Annotated in this window: 11 protein-coding genes; all 11 read right to left on the bottom strand. The window is 67.5% G+C overall.

Annotated features, from left to right (window positions below; all coding sequences use genetic code 11):
- Window positions 1-20: 20 nt before the first annotated feature.
- The 11 genes from AC07YH_RS16405 to AC07YH_RS16355 all read right to left on the bottom strand — a co-directional run bounded on the left by AC07YH_RS16405 (window position 21) and on the right by AC07YH_RS16355 (window position 15,378).
- Entirely contained in the window at window positions 21-1,832 is a 1,812-nt protein-coding gene (locus tag AC07YH_RS16405; RefSeq protein ID WP_494748035.1) for a glycoside hydrolase family 15 protein, read from the bottom strand.
- Between the two features lie 189 nt (window positions 1,833-2,021).
- A complete protein-coding gene (locus AC07YH_RS16400; protein WP_494748034.1) occupies window positions 2,022-4,787 on the bottom strand; it encodes a serine/threonine protein kinase in 2,766 nt (921 codons plus the stop codon).
- A 2-nt stretch (window positions 4,788-4,789) separates the two neighbouring features.
- Window positions 4,790-7,483, bottom strand: a complete 2,694-nt coding sequence (gene tssH / locus AC07YH_RS16395; protein WP_494748033.1) for a type VI secretion system ATPase TssH — start codon at window positions 7,481-7,483, stop codon at window positions 4,790-4,792.
- The gene (tssG, locus tag AC07YH_RS16390) at window positions 7,480-8,523 is read right to left on the bottom strand and encodes a type VI secretion system baseplate subunit TssG (RefSeq protein ID WP_494748032.1); all 1,044 of its coding nucleotides are present in this window, start codon (window positions 8,521-8,523) and stop codon (window positions 7,480-7,482) included. Before tssG ends, tssH begins: the two co-directional genes overlap by 4 nt.
- Window positions 8,487-10,352, bottom strand: a complete 1,866-nt coding sequence (tssF, locus tag AC07YH_RS16385) for a type VI secretion system baseplate subunit TssF (RefSeq protein ID WP_494748031.1) — start codon at window positions 10,350-10,352, stop codon at window positions 8,487-8,489. Before tssF ends, tssG begins: the two co-directional genes overlap by 37 nt.
- Before the next feature lie 4 nt (window positions 10,353-10,356).
- On the bottom strand, window positions 10,357-10,890 hold the full coding sequence (gene tssE, locus AC07YH_RS16380) for a type VI secretion system baseplate subunit TssE (protein WP_494748030.1): 534 nt from the start codon (window positions 10,888-10,890) through the stop codon (window positions 10,357-10,359).
- Complete coding sequence (locus tag AC07YH_RS16375; protein ID WP_494748029.1) at window positions 10,890-11,681, bottom strand: type VI secretion system accessory protein TagJ; 792 nt, start codon at window positions 11,679-11,681, stop codon at window positions 10,890-10,892. The genes tssE and AC07YH_RS16375 overlap by 1 nt, the downstream gene beginning before the upstream one ends.
- Window positions 11,682-11,718: 37 nt before the next feature.
- Window positions 11,719-12,201, bottom strand: a complete 483-nt coding sequence (locus AC07YH_RS16370; protein ID WP_494748028.1) for an Hcp family type VI secretion system effector — start codon at window positions 12,199-12,201, stop codon at window positions 11,719-11,721.
- Between the two features lie 35 nt (window positions 12,202-12,236).
- Window positions 12,237-13,730 (bottom strand): type VI secretion system contractile sheath large subunit, encoded by a 1,494-nt coding sequence (gene tssC / locus AC07YH_RS16365; RefSeq protein WP_494748027.1) that lies wholly within the window; start codon window positions 13,728-13,730, stop codon window positions 12,237-12,239.
- A gap of 17 nt (window positions 13,731-13,747) precedes the next feature.
- Entirely contained in the window at window positions 13,748-14,278 is a 531-nt protein-coding gene (gene tssB, locus AC07YH_RS16360) for a type VI secretion system contractile sheath small subunit (protein WP_494748026.1), read from the bottom strand.
- A gap of 86 nt (window positions 14,279-14,364) precedes the next feature.
- Entirely contained in the window at window positions 14,365-15,378 is a 1,014-nt protein-coding gene (locus tag AC07YH_RS16355) for a type VI secretion system protein TssA (protein WP_494748025.1), read from the bottom strand.
- Window positions 15,379-15,470: the final 92 nt, after the last annotated feature.

Genomic DNA, 15,470 nt, shown 5'->3' with positions numbered 1-15,470 from the left:
CAGCGTTCTATGGCGGCGGCTCACGCGCGCCACTGCAGACCCAGCCCGCCGTCGATCTCCCGGTCCAGATAGAAGGTGGCGCTGATCATGGCCAGGTGCGTGAAGGCCTGTGGGAAGTTGCCGATGGGCTGGGCGCGCGGGTCGAATTCCTCGGCGTAGAGCTGCAGGTGGTTGCCGTAGCGCAGCAGCTTCTCGAAGTTCGTCCGCGCCTGTTCCAGGCGGCCGGCTCGCGCCAGGCACTCGACGTACCAGAACGAACAGGCCGCGAAGCTGCCCTCCTGTCCGGCCAGGCCGTCGGCGTTGACATAGCGGCGGACGAGGCCGTCATCCGTCAGCTGTTCGCCGATGGCGTCCAGGGTCGAAAGCCAAGCCGGGTCCTTGGCGCCGATGAAGCGCACCAGCGGCATCATCAGGATCGCGCCGTCCAGCTCGCGGCTGCCCTTGCTCTGGACGAACCAGCCCAGCGAGGGATTCCAGAAATTGGCCCAGATGTCGTCGCTGATGGCGTTGCGGGTCTCGATCCAGCGATCGAAGGGCGCGGTCAGCGAGCGCTTGCTGGCCAGGCGAATGGCGCGATCGACGGCCACCCAGCACATCAGGCGCGAATGCAGGTGCTCGCGCGGTTCGCGCCGGACCTCCCAGATGCCGGCGTCGGGCGAGCGCCAGTTTTCGCAGACATAGTCGACCACGCCGCGCACGCCCAACCAGTCTTCGTGCGAGATGGCCTCGCCGTACTTGTTGCTGAGGTAGATCGAGTCCAGCAACTCGCCGTAGATGTCGAGCTGCAGCTGCCCGGCCGCCGCGTTGCCGATCCGGACGGGCCTAGCGCCTCCATAACCGGCCAGATGGGGCAGGAGGGTCTCGGGCGGTTCGGGCGAGCCGTCCATCGCGTACATGACGTCCAGGCGGCCCGCGGTGTCGGTAGCGCGATCGGCCGCCCAGCGTGTGAAGGCGGTGGCCTCGTCCAGATAACCCAGCCGCATCAGGCTGTAGACCGTGAACGAGGCGTCGCGGATCCAGGTGGCGCGGTAGTCCCAGTTGCGCGGTCCCCCCGACGCCTCGGGCAGGCCGAATGTGGCGGCCGCGGCGATCGAGCCGTGCTTGTGGGAAGTCAGCAGCTTGAGCACCAGGGCCGAGCGGGTCACCGCGTCCCGCCAGCGACCCTTGTAGGTCGAGTGCGCGGCCCAGTCTTGCCAGTACCGGGTGGTCCTGACGATCACCTCGTCAAGATTGTCGCCCGCGAGCAGTGGCGAGGCCTCGTCGTCCAGAACGAAATCCGCCCGTTCGCCGGCTGATAGGGTGAAGCGCGCGTTCGCGCCATCGTCCTCGATCGTGAAGGTCACGGGTCCGGTCAGGCGCAGGGTAGGGCAGCCAGGCGCCGAGAAGAGCACGCTCCCGTCGATCACGCGGACATCGGGACGCACGCGCGCATAGTCGAACCGCGGCGCGCAGCGCAGGTCGATCGTCGCCGTTCCGCGGGTGGCTCTGATGCTGCGGATCACCCGCGAGAAGCACTCGCCCGTGTCGTCCGGCGGCGGCATCAGGTCGATGACCTCGAGGCTGGCGCTCTCACCTAGCCACCGGGTCAGCAGCACGTTGGTCTCGGGCACGTACATCTGGATCGTGCGGGCGTCTTCGATCCGGGGGCTCAATTCGAAAGCGCCGCCCTGGTCGATATCGAGCAGCGCGGCGAATACCGTCGGGCTGTCGAAATGAGGCCAGCACAGGAAGTCGATGGCGCCGTCTGTGGCCACGAGCGCGGCGGTGGAGAGATTGCCGATGACGCCATGGTCGGCGATCTGCCGTTTGGCGGCGCGGTTATGATCGATCACAAAATGGTCCTGACGCTCACGCGGTCGCTAAGGCCTTGCCAGGCGTCCCCCGGGGAAGCTCAGCATCAGCACTTTCGGAGTTTGAACGCGTAGCGGCGTGAAAACGTCTGAGGACCTGATCCCAATATCGACGCGCAGGTCTGATCCGAGTGTCAGCTTCCCGTATCCAAGCTCCGCTTCTGCCGCGCGCTACCCCTTGCAGTCGGACTTGCCGACGTTCTGCCACTTGCGGAACCCCTTGCCGGTCTTGGCCTGGAGGTTGTCGCCGCTCCGTCGCAGCTCGATGTCGCCGGAGCGGCCCGTCTGGACGTCGCAGCGTCCGGCGAACACGCGATCGACGCACGTTGCGCGGGGCGCATAGCCCAGCTCTTCCCAGGCGCCGCTGGCGAAGCGGCGACAAGCCACGTGATCGGCGGGAAGCTTTTCGGGCTCCGGCGGCGGCGCGGTCACCACGGGCGCAGCGGCATTGGCGGCGGCCTCTGCGGCGGCTGCCTTCTGCGCGGCCTCGGCCAGCTTCTGAGCGCGTAGCGCGGTGGGGTCCACGGCCGGGACGTCTGGCTGGTCCGGTTGATCGTTGGCGAGCTGGAACCAGGCCATCTGCATCGTCCAGCCCTTGGACTTGGCGAGCTGCCCCAGCCGTTGGGCGAAGTCCCGTGGCGGCTTGGCGACGACGCCGGGACGGAGACCGAGATCGAAGGGGCCGGCGCCCTCGACCATCAGCAATCCGGCCAGGCCCGGCTCGCTCAGGCACATCGAGACGCGGTGACGGCCGTTCCCCAGGTCCTGATAGAGGTTGGGATTGCGGGCGGCGAGCCTGTCCAACTGCTCGCGGCTGGCGGCGAACTGCTCCAGGCGACCGGAGGGTTGGACCGCGACCAGGCTGTAGTTCTTCGACGGATCTGGCGCGATGTTGATGACCGGCTGCGCCCACAGGCCCTTGGGGCAGCCCTGTATGCCCCGGTCGATCTCGAAGCGAGTCTGGAGGGCGACGACGGCGGGCGCGGCGACGGCCTTGAGGTCGCGCGCGCCACGCGCAGCGTCCAGCAGGGGGCAGGTGGCCTGGTCCGCCGCCAGGATGCCGGTGGAATCGATCTGCAAGCCTGACGCGCCAGCGCGACGGGAGGCCGAGGCCACCGCGCGGTTCACGGCCGTAGGGTCGCCGGCTGCGCCGGAGACCTGGATGACGGTCGAGCCGTCGCCGGCCTGGCCGTGCCCCACGGTCAGCCACGAGCAGGGGATGCTCGGGAGCGCGGCGGCGATCGCCTGTTCGGCTTGGACGACGTCCGGCGAGGCGGGCGGGGCAGGGGCGGTCGCAGCCGGCGCGGCGGGCAGTCGGCCCTTGCTCTGCGACGACAGGATGGTGACGCCGACCCCCGCGACGATCACGGCGGCCGCCGCGCCGATCGCGATCAGCTTGCCGCTGGGGCGAGGCCTGACACGCGAAGGCTCCGGTGGCGGCGAGGCGGCTTCGGTGTCGTCCGGACCCGAGCCGTAAGCGAAGTCCATCGCGGGTGGAGCAGGCGAGACTGCGTCCTCGTCGTCGTTCCCGTCGTCGTCCTCATCCGTAGCCACCGGTGCAGGCGTCTCGACAAGGACCTCCTCGTCGCGCGGCGGGACGCTGAGGTGGGCGATCTCGGAAGCGACGTCCGCCTCGTCCTCGATCGACTGAGCGGGTTCGGCGGCGGCGGGCGCGGTCGAGAAGACGGTGCGCTCCGGGAGCGGCGTCTCTTCTCGCGCGATCGGTGAAGGCGGCGCTTCGGTCGCCTTCGGGGGCTGGGGAAGGGGAGAGGGCGCGAAGACCGTGCGGCCCTGCGGAGGCTCTTCGGGCGCTTCGAGCGGCGCGTCGGCGCTGGGGAATTCGGGACTGGCGACGATCGGCGGGGTGGTCTCCTCCGCGCGGGGTTCGGCGCTGAACCACGACGGCGGCTCGGAGCCGAAATGCACGACTGTCCGTTCGCTGTCCTCCACCAAGTCCGACGCCAGGGCGTCGCGGGCGGGGACCCAGGACGGCGCGGAGGGCGTCGACGGTTCGTTCGACAGGTCCAGCGCGTCGAGGGCCGCGATCAGCTCCGCCATGGTCTGGGGACGGTTGCCGGGATCGGGGCTCAGCATCCGCGCGAACAGCGGCCGCAGGATAGCCGGCACCGCATCGATATCCGGACCGGCCCGGCGACGGTCGATCGCATCGACCAGGGTCGCGCCCATGTCGGGCGCCTTGCCGCCGGCCAGGGCCAGGGCCACCAGGCCCAGGCTGTAGACGTCGGTCCAGGGACCGATGCGACGGCCGAAATCACCGAACTGTTCGGGGGCGACGTAGCCCAGCTTGCCCGCGAAGCCGTCTCCCACAACGGTCTGGGCGCCGATCTCCATGCTCTTGGCGATACCGAAGTCGATGATCTTGGCGCGGTTCAGCACACCGTCGGGCAGCAGGATGTTTTCCGGAGAGATGTCACGGTGGATGGCGCCGTGGCTGTGGGCGGCCTCGAGCCCCTCGGCCAGGCGCCGCGTCAGGCGAACCAGCTCCACCGTCGCGGGCGCGGGGCCCTTGCCGATCAGCTGGGTGAGCGGCGCGCCGTCGATATAGTCGGTGACGATGTAGAGCAGGTCCTTGCGCGGCTCGCGAGCCAGCACGCGGTATTGGACCAGAGCCGGGTGCGCCAGGCTGATGAGGGTCTTGGCCTCCTTGCGGAACAGCGCCTGGACCTTCGGATCGGCGGCCAGGTGAGGCAGGATGACCTTGATCGCCACGCGCTCGTCGGCGTTGACGTTGACGCCCTCATAGACCTCGCCCATGCCGCCTCGGGCGATGAAGCGCTTGACCTCGTAGATGCCGTTCAGGACGAAGCCGATCGGGAGGATGCCCTGCCGCCCGGCTTTTCGCGAGCCGCGCCTGCCCAACGAGGATTGGGTGAAGCCGGTGGTCGAGGCCACGTCGTCAGCGGGATCGTCGGACATACTCAGGCCACGGCTTCCTGGATAACAGCGGCGTCGCTCTGTGGTGACGCTTCCACCTGTTCGAACGCGTAGGTGAAGGTTGAGTTCTCAACCGAGACGGTAATCTTCGCTATTTCTTCGCCGGCCATCTGCCGCTCCAGCAGAGCGACCGACAATTCGGGCAACATCGTGTTGGTCAGGATGGCGTCGATCATCCGGCCGCCCGACGCCACCTCGGTGCAGCGCGAGACGATCAGCGCCGCGACCGCCTGGTCGTAGGCGAAGACGATGCCGTGGTTCTCGGCGATCCGCTTCTTGATGCGGTCGAGCTGCAGGCGGACGATGCCCTCCAGCATGGCCGGCGACAGCGGGTAGTAGGGCAGCACGATCAGGCGACCCAGCAGCGCCGGCGGGAAGACCTTCAGCAGCTCCGGTCGCAGGGCCTGGGCCAGGGGCTCGGCCTCGGGCTTCATCTCTTCATCCTCGGACAGCGAGGCGATCAGGTCCGAGCCGACATTGGAGGTCAGCAGGATCAGGGTGTTCTTGAAGTCGATATGGCGACCCTCGGAGTCGTCCATGTAGCCCTTGTCGAAGACCTGGAAGAACATCTCGTGGACGTCCGGGTGGGCCTTCTCGACCTCGTCGAGCAGCACCACGGAATAGGGGCGGCGACGCACCGCCTCGGTCAGGACCCCGCCTTGGCCGTAGCCGACATAGCCAGCGGGAGCGCCCTTCAGGGTCGAGACGGTGTGGGCCTCCTGGAACTCGCTCATGTTGATGACGATCAGGCTGTCGTCGCCCGAATAGAGCAGTTCGGCGAGGGCGTGGGCGGTCTCGGTCTTGCCGACACCCGAGGGGCCGGCCAGCATGAAGACGCCGACCGGCTTGTTTGGATTGTCCAGCTTGGCGCGGCTGGTCTGGATGCGCTTGGCGATGGCGTCCATGGCGTGGTCCTGGCCCACGACCCGGCGCTTGAGCTGATCGGCGAGTGTGAGGACCGAGGCGATCTCGTCCTTGACCATCCGCCCGACCGGGATGCCGGTCCAGTCGCCGACCACGGCGGCTACCGCGTCGGCATCGACCTCAGCGAAGACCATGGGATTGTCGCCTTGGACGGCGGTGACTGCACGCAAGGCCGAATCCAGGGCCGCCTTGCGGTCGACCAGGTCCGGGGCGTCGGCGGCCTTGGCTTCGGCCAGGGCGTGGCGGGCTTCCTTCAGCTTGGCGATCGCGTCCTGCTCGGCGACCCACTGGGTCTCGATCAGGTCGAGTTCGGACTGGGCGGTGACGATCTCGTCCTTCAGCCGGGTCACGCGACCGTCGTCGGTGTAGTGGCCCTCAGCTTCGCGGGTGGCGATCTCCAGCTCGACATTCAATAGCTCGACGCGGCGGCGACGGTTCTCGACAGCGGCGGGCGTGGCGTGCTGCGAGACGGCGACGCGGGCGCCGGCGGTGTCGAGCAGGCTGACGGCCTTGTCGGGGAGTTGACGGGCCGGAACGTAGCGCTGCGACAGTTTCACGGCGGCCTCGACCGCCTCGTCCAGGATCACCACGCCGTGGTGCTTTTCCATGGCCGGGGCCACCGAACGCAGCATCGAGACGGCGACGTTCGTCTCGGGCTCGCCGACATTGACGGTCTGGAAGCGGCGGGTCAGTGCCGGGTCCTTCTCGATATACTGCCGGTACTCCGACCAGGTGGTGGCCGCGATCGTGCGCAGGCGTCCGCGCGCCAGAGCGGGTTTAAGCAGATTGGCCGCGTCGCCCGAGCCAGCCTGGCCGCCGGCCCCGATCAGGGTGTGGGCCTCGTCGATGAACAGGATGATCGGCTTGGGCGAGGACTCGACCTCGTCGATCACCTGGCGCAGCCGTTTCTCGAACTCGCCCTTCACGCCCGCCCCGGCCTGCAGCAGGCCGATATCCAGCGCGCGCAGGGTGACGTCCTTCAGGGCTGGCGGCACGTCGCCGTCGACGATGCGGCGGGCCAGGCCTTCGACCACGGCCGTCTTGCCGACGCCGGCCTCGCCCGTGAGGATCGGATTGTTCTGACGCCGGCGCAGCAGGATGTCGATGACCTGGCGGATCTCGGCGTCGCGGCCGACGATGGCGTCGATCTCGCCCGAGCGGGCCTTGGCGGTGAGGTCGACCGAGTACTTGGCCAGGGTCTCGCCGCCGGCGGCGAAGGGATCGGCGGGGCCGCCGGCGCTCTCGGCGACACTTTCCGCGATTGGCGCGCCGCCGACTTCGGCCGAGCTCGCAACGATCTGGTCGAAGCTGTCCGCCAGGGTGTCCGGGGCGATCTTTCGGAACTCCGGCGAGATCGAGAACAGGGCGTTGCGCAGGGTCGGCGTCTTCAGCATCCCGAACAGCAGGTGGCCCGTGCGGACCTTGCCGGCCTGGAACATCAGCGAGGCGTAGAGCCAGCCCTTTTCGATCGCCTCCTCGATCTGCGGCGAGAAGTCGGAGATCGCCGTCGCCCCGCGCGGCAGGGAGTCCAGGGCGGCGACCACGTCGCGAACCAGTTTGACTTCGTCCAGGCCGAAGCGAGCGCGGACGGCGCCGACGTCATTGCGCGGATCCTGCAGCAGGACGTGCATCCAGTGCGCTAGCTCGACATAGGGATTGCCCCGAAGCTTGCAGAAGCCGGTGGCCGTCTCGATGCTCTTGAGGCCCGTGGGGCTGAGGCGACCGAACAGCGCGGAGCGGTTGATCTCGGTCATGCTACACCTCTTTTTACGGCGGTACGGGCGATACGGCGGGCGCTGGGACCCAGGCGGGTCTCGGCGCGCGGACCACAGCCGAGCGGCGGATTCATCCAGCTGGTCCAGCCCAGGCGGGCGCGGCCGTCCAGGGCGGTGGGACGCTGCGCGGCCTCGCTGACCTCGACCTCGAGATCCCATTCCAGGTGCGAGGGGGCGAACGAGTCCAGGGCCTCGGCCACGACCGCGAAACGGGGGCCGCCGGGCATCAGGTCCTCGTAGTCGCGATAGGTGTCGACATGGACGGCGATGCGATAGGCGTCGCTGATCGTGCTGGTGCGTCGGCCACAGACGGCGTCGCCGCCCAGTTGGCTGAAGGCGCCGCCCAGGCGGGTCTGATCGGCGGGCTCGATATCGCGCCAACGCTGTTGATACTCGATCAGTTGAACGGGCGAACCCACCAGGTCGGCGACCGCGTCCTCGATCCCGGCGGCGCTGCGGCGCGAGGCGTAGAGGCCGGCATAGTAGAGACGAGCGCGGGCTGGAAAGGCCGCGTCCTCGCGCACGCCGTCGGTGGCGCCGGTCAGGGCCGCCAGATAGCCGGCGAAGCGGTCGTCGCGCGGGCGGTCGGCATTGGCGGCGGGATTGGACTCGGCCCAGGCGCGGTAGAAGAACTGCAGCATGCGCCCGGCCAGCACGTCCAGGAAGCGGCCGAACGGATGGTTCTTGGCGTAGCGGCGCTCATAGTGCGCGAACTCGGTCATGTGCAGGGGCAGTGGGCCCATCGGTCCGGTCAGGCCGAACCAGTAGCCCTGAACTCGCGCGCGGCCGCCGTTGACCGTGATGCTATCCAGCGTCGATCCCGGAAACCCCAGCGCCGGGGTCTGGGCCAGATCGACCAGGTTCTGGGACGGCAGGCGGGCGTCGCCGATCCGCGGCAGGTCCACGGCGCGCGACTCCGCCGCGCGCAGAAGCCCGAACAGGCCGAACCGCCGCGCCTGCCCCGCCGCTCGGCGGAGGAAGTCTAGATGTTGCGACGTTCGCCCATTCTCGGGGGCCATTGCGCGAAGGTTCCTTCCTGAGGGCTGTCGAAGACGCTTTCGGTGAAGGCGTTGACGGTGGCGAACTCGCCGAGAAAGCGCTCCAGCACCGCCGAGAACAGGAACATCCGCCCGTTCTCAAACGGCGCATCGTCCAGCTTCACGCGCAGGCGCTGACCGCGAGCGAAGGCGGTGCGGCCGGCGCCCGGCACACGTCGCGTCACGGGTTCGGAGCGGACCGCCAGCACGCCGTCGATCTGGCGACGCAGGTGCGGGTCGTCGGTGCGGCCGTAGAGCGCCAGGTGATCGCGCAGCACCGACGGGTCGTCGTCATTGTCGACCGCGAAAGCGGCGTAGTTCGGGGTCAGGTGGCCGATGACCCGCCAGGCTCCGTCGCTGATGCCCATCGGCGGGCGTGGTTTGGTCGGCGCGCGGACGATCGTCGCGGCCTTGACCGGAACGCCGCTGATCCGGAAGTCGGTGGCTCCGCCCACGCGTAGATTCTCGGCCAGTTCACGGTTGGTGACCAAGGCCCGGACGCCCAGTTCGTAGACGCTCTCCAACCGCTTCGGTTCGCCCGGCGCGACCAGGCTGATCCAGGTCTCGGTGCCCAGATAGTCGGCGCGACGGCGCAGGCGCTGTTCCTTGGTCGACAGGCGTCGATGGCGCAGCCGCGTGATGTAGAACAGCGCCTCGCTCCAGTCGTAGAGCAGGCTGCCGAAGGCATGCAGCGGCGCGACCGGACGAGCGTCGCCGTTCTTCTGCGAATAGGCGGTGACGTCGAGGACGCGATAGATTTCGAAATCCAGCGGCCGGGTGCGGTCGGCGATCAGCTGGTGCTCGTGGTCGAATTCGGTGACGGCGACCCGGTCGATCTGCTTCTCGAACAGATTGATGGCCGGCGTGGCGAAGAGCCGAAAATTCGCGGGCGACACCGCCCCGGCCAGGGCGCTGGCCGAGCGGTTGAACAGCAGCACGACCTCGCACTCGCCCTGACAGCCGGCGAAGGCCTTGCCCAGCTCGCGCAGGCGCACGAACAGGAAGCGCTCGGGGCAGGCGAAATATTCGGAGAGAATCCGATAGCCCCGGAACGACCGGCGGCCGTTGGGCAACAGGGCGCACTCCTCCTCGAAGCCATGCTGCTCCACGACAGGCAGCTTGACCCAGGCCTTGGCGCCGGCGGCGGAATCCGCCGAACGGGCGATGATGGCCACGGAGTCACCGATCAGCTGTCGATAAAGCTCGCCGGGCACCAGTTCCGAGCCGTCGAGATAGATCGGCAGGGCGTTCGGCGCGAAGGCCGACAGGGGAATGCCGCCCAGGCCCGCGAACTTCAGGCGCAGCCCGGCCTCGGCCCTGACGTCCGCGGCGCCGGCATAGGTCGAGACGGCGGCGCGGGTCGGCAGGTATTCGGCTTCGGTGATCCGAAGGGGCCAAAGGGTGACATCCTGGCCGGTGCGGAAGGTCACGGGCGTGGCCGCATCGTCTCGGCCCGTGGCCGACATCTCGGTCAGCCGCGGCACCTTGAAACCCGCGGCGATCGCGTGGTCGCCCTCGCGCGGCTCCAGCGCCACGACGCACATCGACGGGGTCGGCGCGAGGTAGTGTGGCTGGATGGCGTTCAGCAGATGCTGGGTGAAATCCGGGAACTGGTCCTGCAGCTTCAGCTTCACCCGCGCGCCGAGGAAGGCGACGCCTTCCAGCAGGCGCTCGACATAGGGGTCGGTGTCGGCGGGCGCGTTCAGGCCCAGGCGGCCGGCGACGGACTCGTATTCCTCGCCGAACTCCTTCGCTGTCTCGCGAAGATAGAGCAGTTCTTCGTTGTAGGCCCTGAGCAGCCGGGGATCCATGCGCCTATTCCCGCAGGGTCGCCGAGCCGGTGTCGATCTCCACGTCCGTCTTGAACTCCACCGGCAGGGCCTTCACGGCGCTGGTGACGTCGGCGCGGATGACGAAGGTGACCGCGTTGGGCTTGGAGGTCGCGGTGGCGGCCGTCACCTCCAGCCGGCGCGGGGCGATGCGCGGCTCATAGCGACGGATGCCTTCCTTGATCTCGCGCGCCCGGGCCTGGATCGCGCCGCGTTGCAGCAGCTTGCCCGCCATGTCCGGCACGCCATAGTTCAGGACGGAGGTCGCCACCTCGGGATAGGCCTTGAGGTTCTGGACCGAACCCAGATGGGTGGTGTTGAGGATCCAGTTCAGTTCGCGCAGCACCGTCGCCCGCAACGCGGACTCGTTGAAGCGCTCCAGCTTCATGATCGGGTACAGCCGCAGCGTGGACGCACGGCTGACCTGGCCCGCCTCGATCTTGGGATCGTCGCGCAGGCCTTCGATGTCGAGATCGGCGACCAGCTTGTCGAACAGGGTAGGGTTGATCCGCGTCGCCATTACGCCAGCACCAGGCGGCGCAGAGCCAGGACGCCGACCTCGTCGCCGCCGCCCAGCGACCACAGCTTCTGGCCGACGGCCTGAGCGCCGGCCGGGCCGTCTCGCCAGTCCGTGGCGCGCGACAGCAGCAGGTTGGCGTCGGCTTCTCGGGGCGTGCCGGGATAGCGGGCTGGCAGCAGAGCCCCGACCGATCGTCCGGTCTTGAACTCGATCTCGACGGGCAGCCACACGAGATCGCGCAGGTCCTGGGGACCCTCGCTGGTGATCTTGGCGACGGCCTCGAAGGGGATCAGCCCCCAGCGGCCGTGGACGAAGGCCTCGAAAGAGGGGCCGAAGCGCGGATCGGCGTCGGCGATCCAGTCGAAGGACTGGTCGTTGAAATGTCCGGGGGTGTCGGGCGCGGCGTCGAAGGCGCGGTCGCGCGCGGCCTCGGCCTCGTCGCTCCGGCCCTGGATCGTGGCGCCCAGCGCGGTGGCCAGGTCGCTCGTCCACGCCTCGCCGCCGACGAGCAGGGCGGGCGGGACGCGGCCGGCGAAGGCCTCCTCGCGTTCGAGCTCGGCCTTGATCGCCGTGTTGTAAGCGACCACCAGCATCTGGGCTTCGGGCGACAGCTGGGCCAGCGCCTTCAGTTGGGCCAGGGCCTTGTCCCACTCACCCAGGATGCAGAAGAACTGGAACAGGAACATGCGGGCCGGCTGGTCGTCCGGCGCGCGCTTGACCCTTTCGACAAGGGCCTTGCGCGCGCCGTCCAGATCACCGGCACGCAACAGGTCGTCGGCGTTTATCGTCATTGATTTCATGATCTCGCCGAGAACCGGCGCGAGCCGTTTAGAACTTCACGTTGCCCGCGATATCCCACTTGAAGTCACCGGTGCCGGCGGCCTTGCCCGCCTGCGACTGCTCCTTGTACGAGACCTCGACCTTGGCGAAGTTCAGCGAGACGTTCTCGGTGAGACGGTCCTCGCCGCCGCTGCCGCCCGTCGAGACCGAGGTCACGAGCACGTCGGTCATGGTCAGCGTGATATATTCCAGCGGGTTCTCACCGGCCTTGCGGACCACCAGGGTGGCCTTGCTGATGTGCTTGCCGTTGGCGGCGGCCAGCATCAGCGGGGCCGAGGCCAGATCGACATACTTCGTGAACGAGAGGTCCTGGACGTTGACCTTGCCAGCGCCGGCGCCGCCGCCGACATGGGCGGTGCCCGAGTTCGTCATGCCCCAGCTCCAGGCCAGGACGTCGACCTCTCCTTTGTGGGTGCTGTCCTTGGACTCGCCACTGATGCCTTCAAGTTTCAGGAACATATCCACGGCCATAAGGCGCTCTCCTCACGAGAAATGATTACTGATGACTAGTTCGCGCTCTTGGGGAGACGCGAAACCATGCTGAGCGACACGTCCATCCCCTCGAGTTGGTAGTGCGGCACCATGCGGAAGACACCGCGGTAGTAGCCTGGGTTTTCGGGGTCGGGGATGACATCCACCGAAGCGGATTTCAGGGGCTTGCGGGCCTTGTCTTCTTCGGTCGAGAAGTCGGGCTGCATGTCCACGTACTGCATGATCCAGGACTGCAGGTCGCTGGTCAGGGCGGGGGCCTCGCGGCTGCTGCCAATCCAGTCGCGCACCATGCACTTCAGGTAGTGGGCGAAGCGGCAGCTGGCGAAGATGTAGGGCAGGCGGGCCGAAAGGTTGGCGCTGGCCGTGGCGTCCGCGTCCTCGTACGCCTTGGGGGCGTGCAGGGTCTGGGCGCCGATGAAGGTGGCCTGGTCGGTGTTCTTGCGGTGAACCAGGGCCATCAGTCCGGCCTTGGACAGCTCGGCCTCGCGCCGGTCCGAGATGGCGATCTCGGTCGGGCACTTGGCGTCCAGCGCGCCGTCATCGGTGGGGAACATCGCCGTCGGCAGATCCTCGACCGTGCCGCCGGACTCCACGCCCCGGATGCGCGTGCACCAGCCGTAGGTCTTGAACGCCTCGGTGATCCGCACGCCCAGCGCATAGGACGCGTTCAGCCATAGATAGTTGTCGTGCTGGCCGCCGTCGGTGTCCTCCTCGAAGGCGAACTCCTCGACCGGCTCGCTGTTGGCGCCGTACAGGGGGCGACCCAGGAAGCGGGGCAGGGTCAGCGCCATGTAGCGGCTGTCGTTCGAATTGCGGAACGAGCGCCACGCCATGTAGTCGGTGGCGTCGAACTGCTTGGCGATGTCGCGCGGATTGGCCAGCTCCTGCCAGCTCTGCATGCCCAGGAGTTCGGAGTCCGCCGCCGCGATGAACGGGGCGTGCGCCGCCGCGCCGATCTTGGCCAGGCCCTTCATCACCTCGATGTCGGGCGCGGTGTGGTCGAAGGCGTAGTCGCAGATGAACGCGCCATAGGGCTGGCCGCCCAGCTGGCCGAACTCGGCCTCGTAGATCTTCTTGAACAGCGGGCTCTGGTCCCAGGCCGCGTCGCGGAACTGCCGCAGCATCTTGCGGGTCTCGTCCTTCGACACGTTGAGCACGCGGACCTTCAGGTCCTTGCCCGTGGGGGTGTTGCCGACGAGGTACCAGAGGCCGCGCCAGGCGGACTCGAGCTTCTGGAACTCGGCGTTGTGGATGATCTTGTTGACCTGCTCGGTCAGCTTGCGATCGATCGCGGCCTTCAGGGCGTCCACGGTCGAGAAGACGTCGCCGCCGATGATCTGGGTGTCGACCAGCGCCTGCTGGGCCAGCGTCCGGACAGCCTCTTCGATCCGCGCCTGCTTGGCGTCGGTGTTGGGCTTGAACTCACGCTGCAGCAGCGCGGTGAAGTCGTCGACCGTGACGGTCTCGTCGGCGACCGGGGCGACCGTCTGTTGAAGGGTCTCTGCCATCGAATGGGCTCCCAGGACTACGCGTTGCTGTCTGCGACTTTGTCGGCGTCGGCCGGCGGCCTGGCCGCGGCCAGAGCCTTCATCAGCTCGGGGTCCTTCAGGACCTTGTCGAGCAGGTCCTGAGCGCCGTCCTTGCCGTCCATGTAGAGCATCAGGTCGTTGAGCTGCTGGCGGGCCTCGAGCAGCTTGGCCAGGGCCGGGACGTTCTTGGCCACCTGGCCGGGCGAGAAGTCCTCCATCGACTTGAAGGTCAGATCGACGCCGATCTTGCCGTCGCCCGTCAGGGTGTTCTCGACCGTGAAGGCGGCGCGCGGGGCGATCGCCTCCATCTTCTGCTCGAAGTTATCCATGTCGAATTCGACGAAGTCGCGCTTGTCCATCGGCTTTTTCTCGACGTTGGACTTGCCCGAAAGATCGGACATCACGCCGACCACGAACGGCAACTCAATCTTCTGGCGCGAGCCGAAGGTTTCGACCTCGTACTCGATGTGGACGCGAGGCGCACGGTTTTCTTTGATAAACCGCTGCCCGCCTTTATTCGACGCCATGACTAGTCACCCGTAATTAGAGTTTACGTGGATATTTAAGGCTTGTTCTATCTCGGCAAGATGTCAAGCGATGTTGTAATAATATTTCAAGACTGTTCGCGTTGCTTTCGGGATTGGAGAACTGAGCGCGCCTCATCGAGGCTGCCGGGGGCGATATCTTCGAGGATCGACATAAAATCCTGACCCACCCATTCCCTCGCACGGCGCATCAAGGTCAGGATCGGATGTCCCGGCTCCTTGCGCTGGTAGTAGTCGCTGAGCGCATCGAGGGCTCGGATGACATCGTCCCGGGTCTCGATCCGCGCCGCCACCACGGCGACATTTGAAAAGCTTGACGGTGCAACGTGCGGCTGCACGGGTGGTTCCGAGGCTTCTTGCGCGACGGGGTCGGGGCTGAAGGCCTGGATGGCGCGACGCATCTGTCCCAGGGCCTCGTAGGCGGCCTTGAAATTGGTCGCGCCCGCATCGTCGGCGTTGGATGTCAGCACCAGATCGGCGCGCCGGAGGTTGTCGGCGATCGCATCCAGGCGTCCGACGATCTCGTCCAGGCCCTCGTAGTTCAAATCCTCGAGGGCGGCGCGGAACATTCCGTAGCCTTCCTCGCTTTCACCTCTCAAGCGGAACCGTTCGAAGTCGTCGATCGAATAGCGACCAAGGCGTGGATGACTGATCAGAGTGATTTTGCGCAGCGGCGCCAGGAACTGCGCCTGGCTGACCAGGGAATCGCAGGGGCCCTTGCGGCCCTGGAAGCCGTATTCCTCAAGCCGTGGATGCACGCTGGGCCAGTAGCTCTCCAGCAAACCCGAGAGATTGCGCGCGCCGAGTTCGACCGTATCGAGCTGACCGGCCCGGGCGCCGGCGCGGCACAGATAGGCCGCCAGCCACAGGTCCTTGGTCCGGTCGCTTTGCTCGACAATGCGATCGACGATCGTGCGCCAGTCGACCTCGGAGGGCAGGCTCTCGACGCCCGAGGCGTCGATCGAGACTTCCGTTTCAAATGCCTGCTCGATCTCGTAGCGCCCCGGGTCATAGGCGAGGTCGGGGCCGGTGGGGTCCTCGTCGGAGACCGGCGCCAACAGTCGACCAAGATCAAGCGCCATGTTCGAAGCCGCTGCCGTTGTTCCGAACCCGGAATTCCTCAACCTCGGTTTGAGAGGGTGGGGCATCGACGGGTGGCGCGGAGTGTGGCCAA

The sequence above is a fragment of the Caulobacter sp. GW456-12-1-14-TSB4 genome, from assembly GCF_059424195.1.
This window is presented reverse-complemented; position numbering and strand designations above follow the sequence as displayed.

Bases quoted from the DNA above. Each gene is read 5' to 3' on its own strand.
- AC07YH_RS16400 (WP_494748034.1), bottom strand. From the start codon at position 4,787: ATGTCCGACGATCCCGCTGACGACGTGGCCTCGACCACCGGCTTCACC.
- tssH (WP_494748033.1), bottom strand. From the start codon at position 7,483: ATGACCGAGATCAACCGCTCCGCGCTGTTCGGTCGCCTCAGCCCCACG.
- tssG (WP_494748032.1), bottom strand. From the start codon at position 8,523: ATGGCCCCCGAGAATGGGCGAACGTCGCAACATCTAGACTTCCTCCGC.
- tssF (WP_494748031.1), bottom strand. From the start codon at position 10,352: ATGGATCCCCGGCTGCTCAGGGCCTACAACGAAGAACTGCTCTATCTT.
- tssE (WP_494748030.1), bottom strand. From the start codon at position 10,890: ATGGCGACGCGGATCAACCCTACCCTGTTCGACAAGCTGGTCGCCGAT.
- AC07YH_RS16375 (WP_494748029.1), bottom strand. From the start codon at position 11,681: ATGACGATAAACGCCGACGACCTGTTGCGTGCCGGTGATCTGGACGGC.
- AC07YH_RS16370 (WP_494748028.1), bottom strand. From the start codon at position 12,201: ATGGCCGTGGATATGTTCCTGAAACTTGAAGGCATCAGTGGCGAGTCC.
- tssC (WP_494748027.1), bottom strand. From the start codon at position 13,730: ATGGCAGAGACCCTTCAACAGACGGTCGCCCCGGTCGCCGACGAGACC.
- tssB (WP_494748026.1), bottom strand. From the start codon at position 14,278: ATGGCGTCGAATAAAGGCGGGCAGCGGTTTATCAAAGAAAACCGTGCG.
- AC07YH_RS16355 (WP_494748025.1), bottom strand. From the start codon at position 15,378: ATGGCGCTTGATCTTGGTCGACTGTTGGCGCCGGTCTCCGACGAGGAC.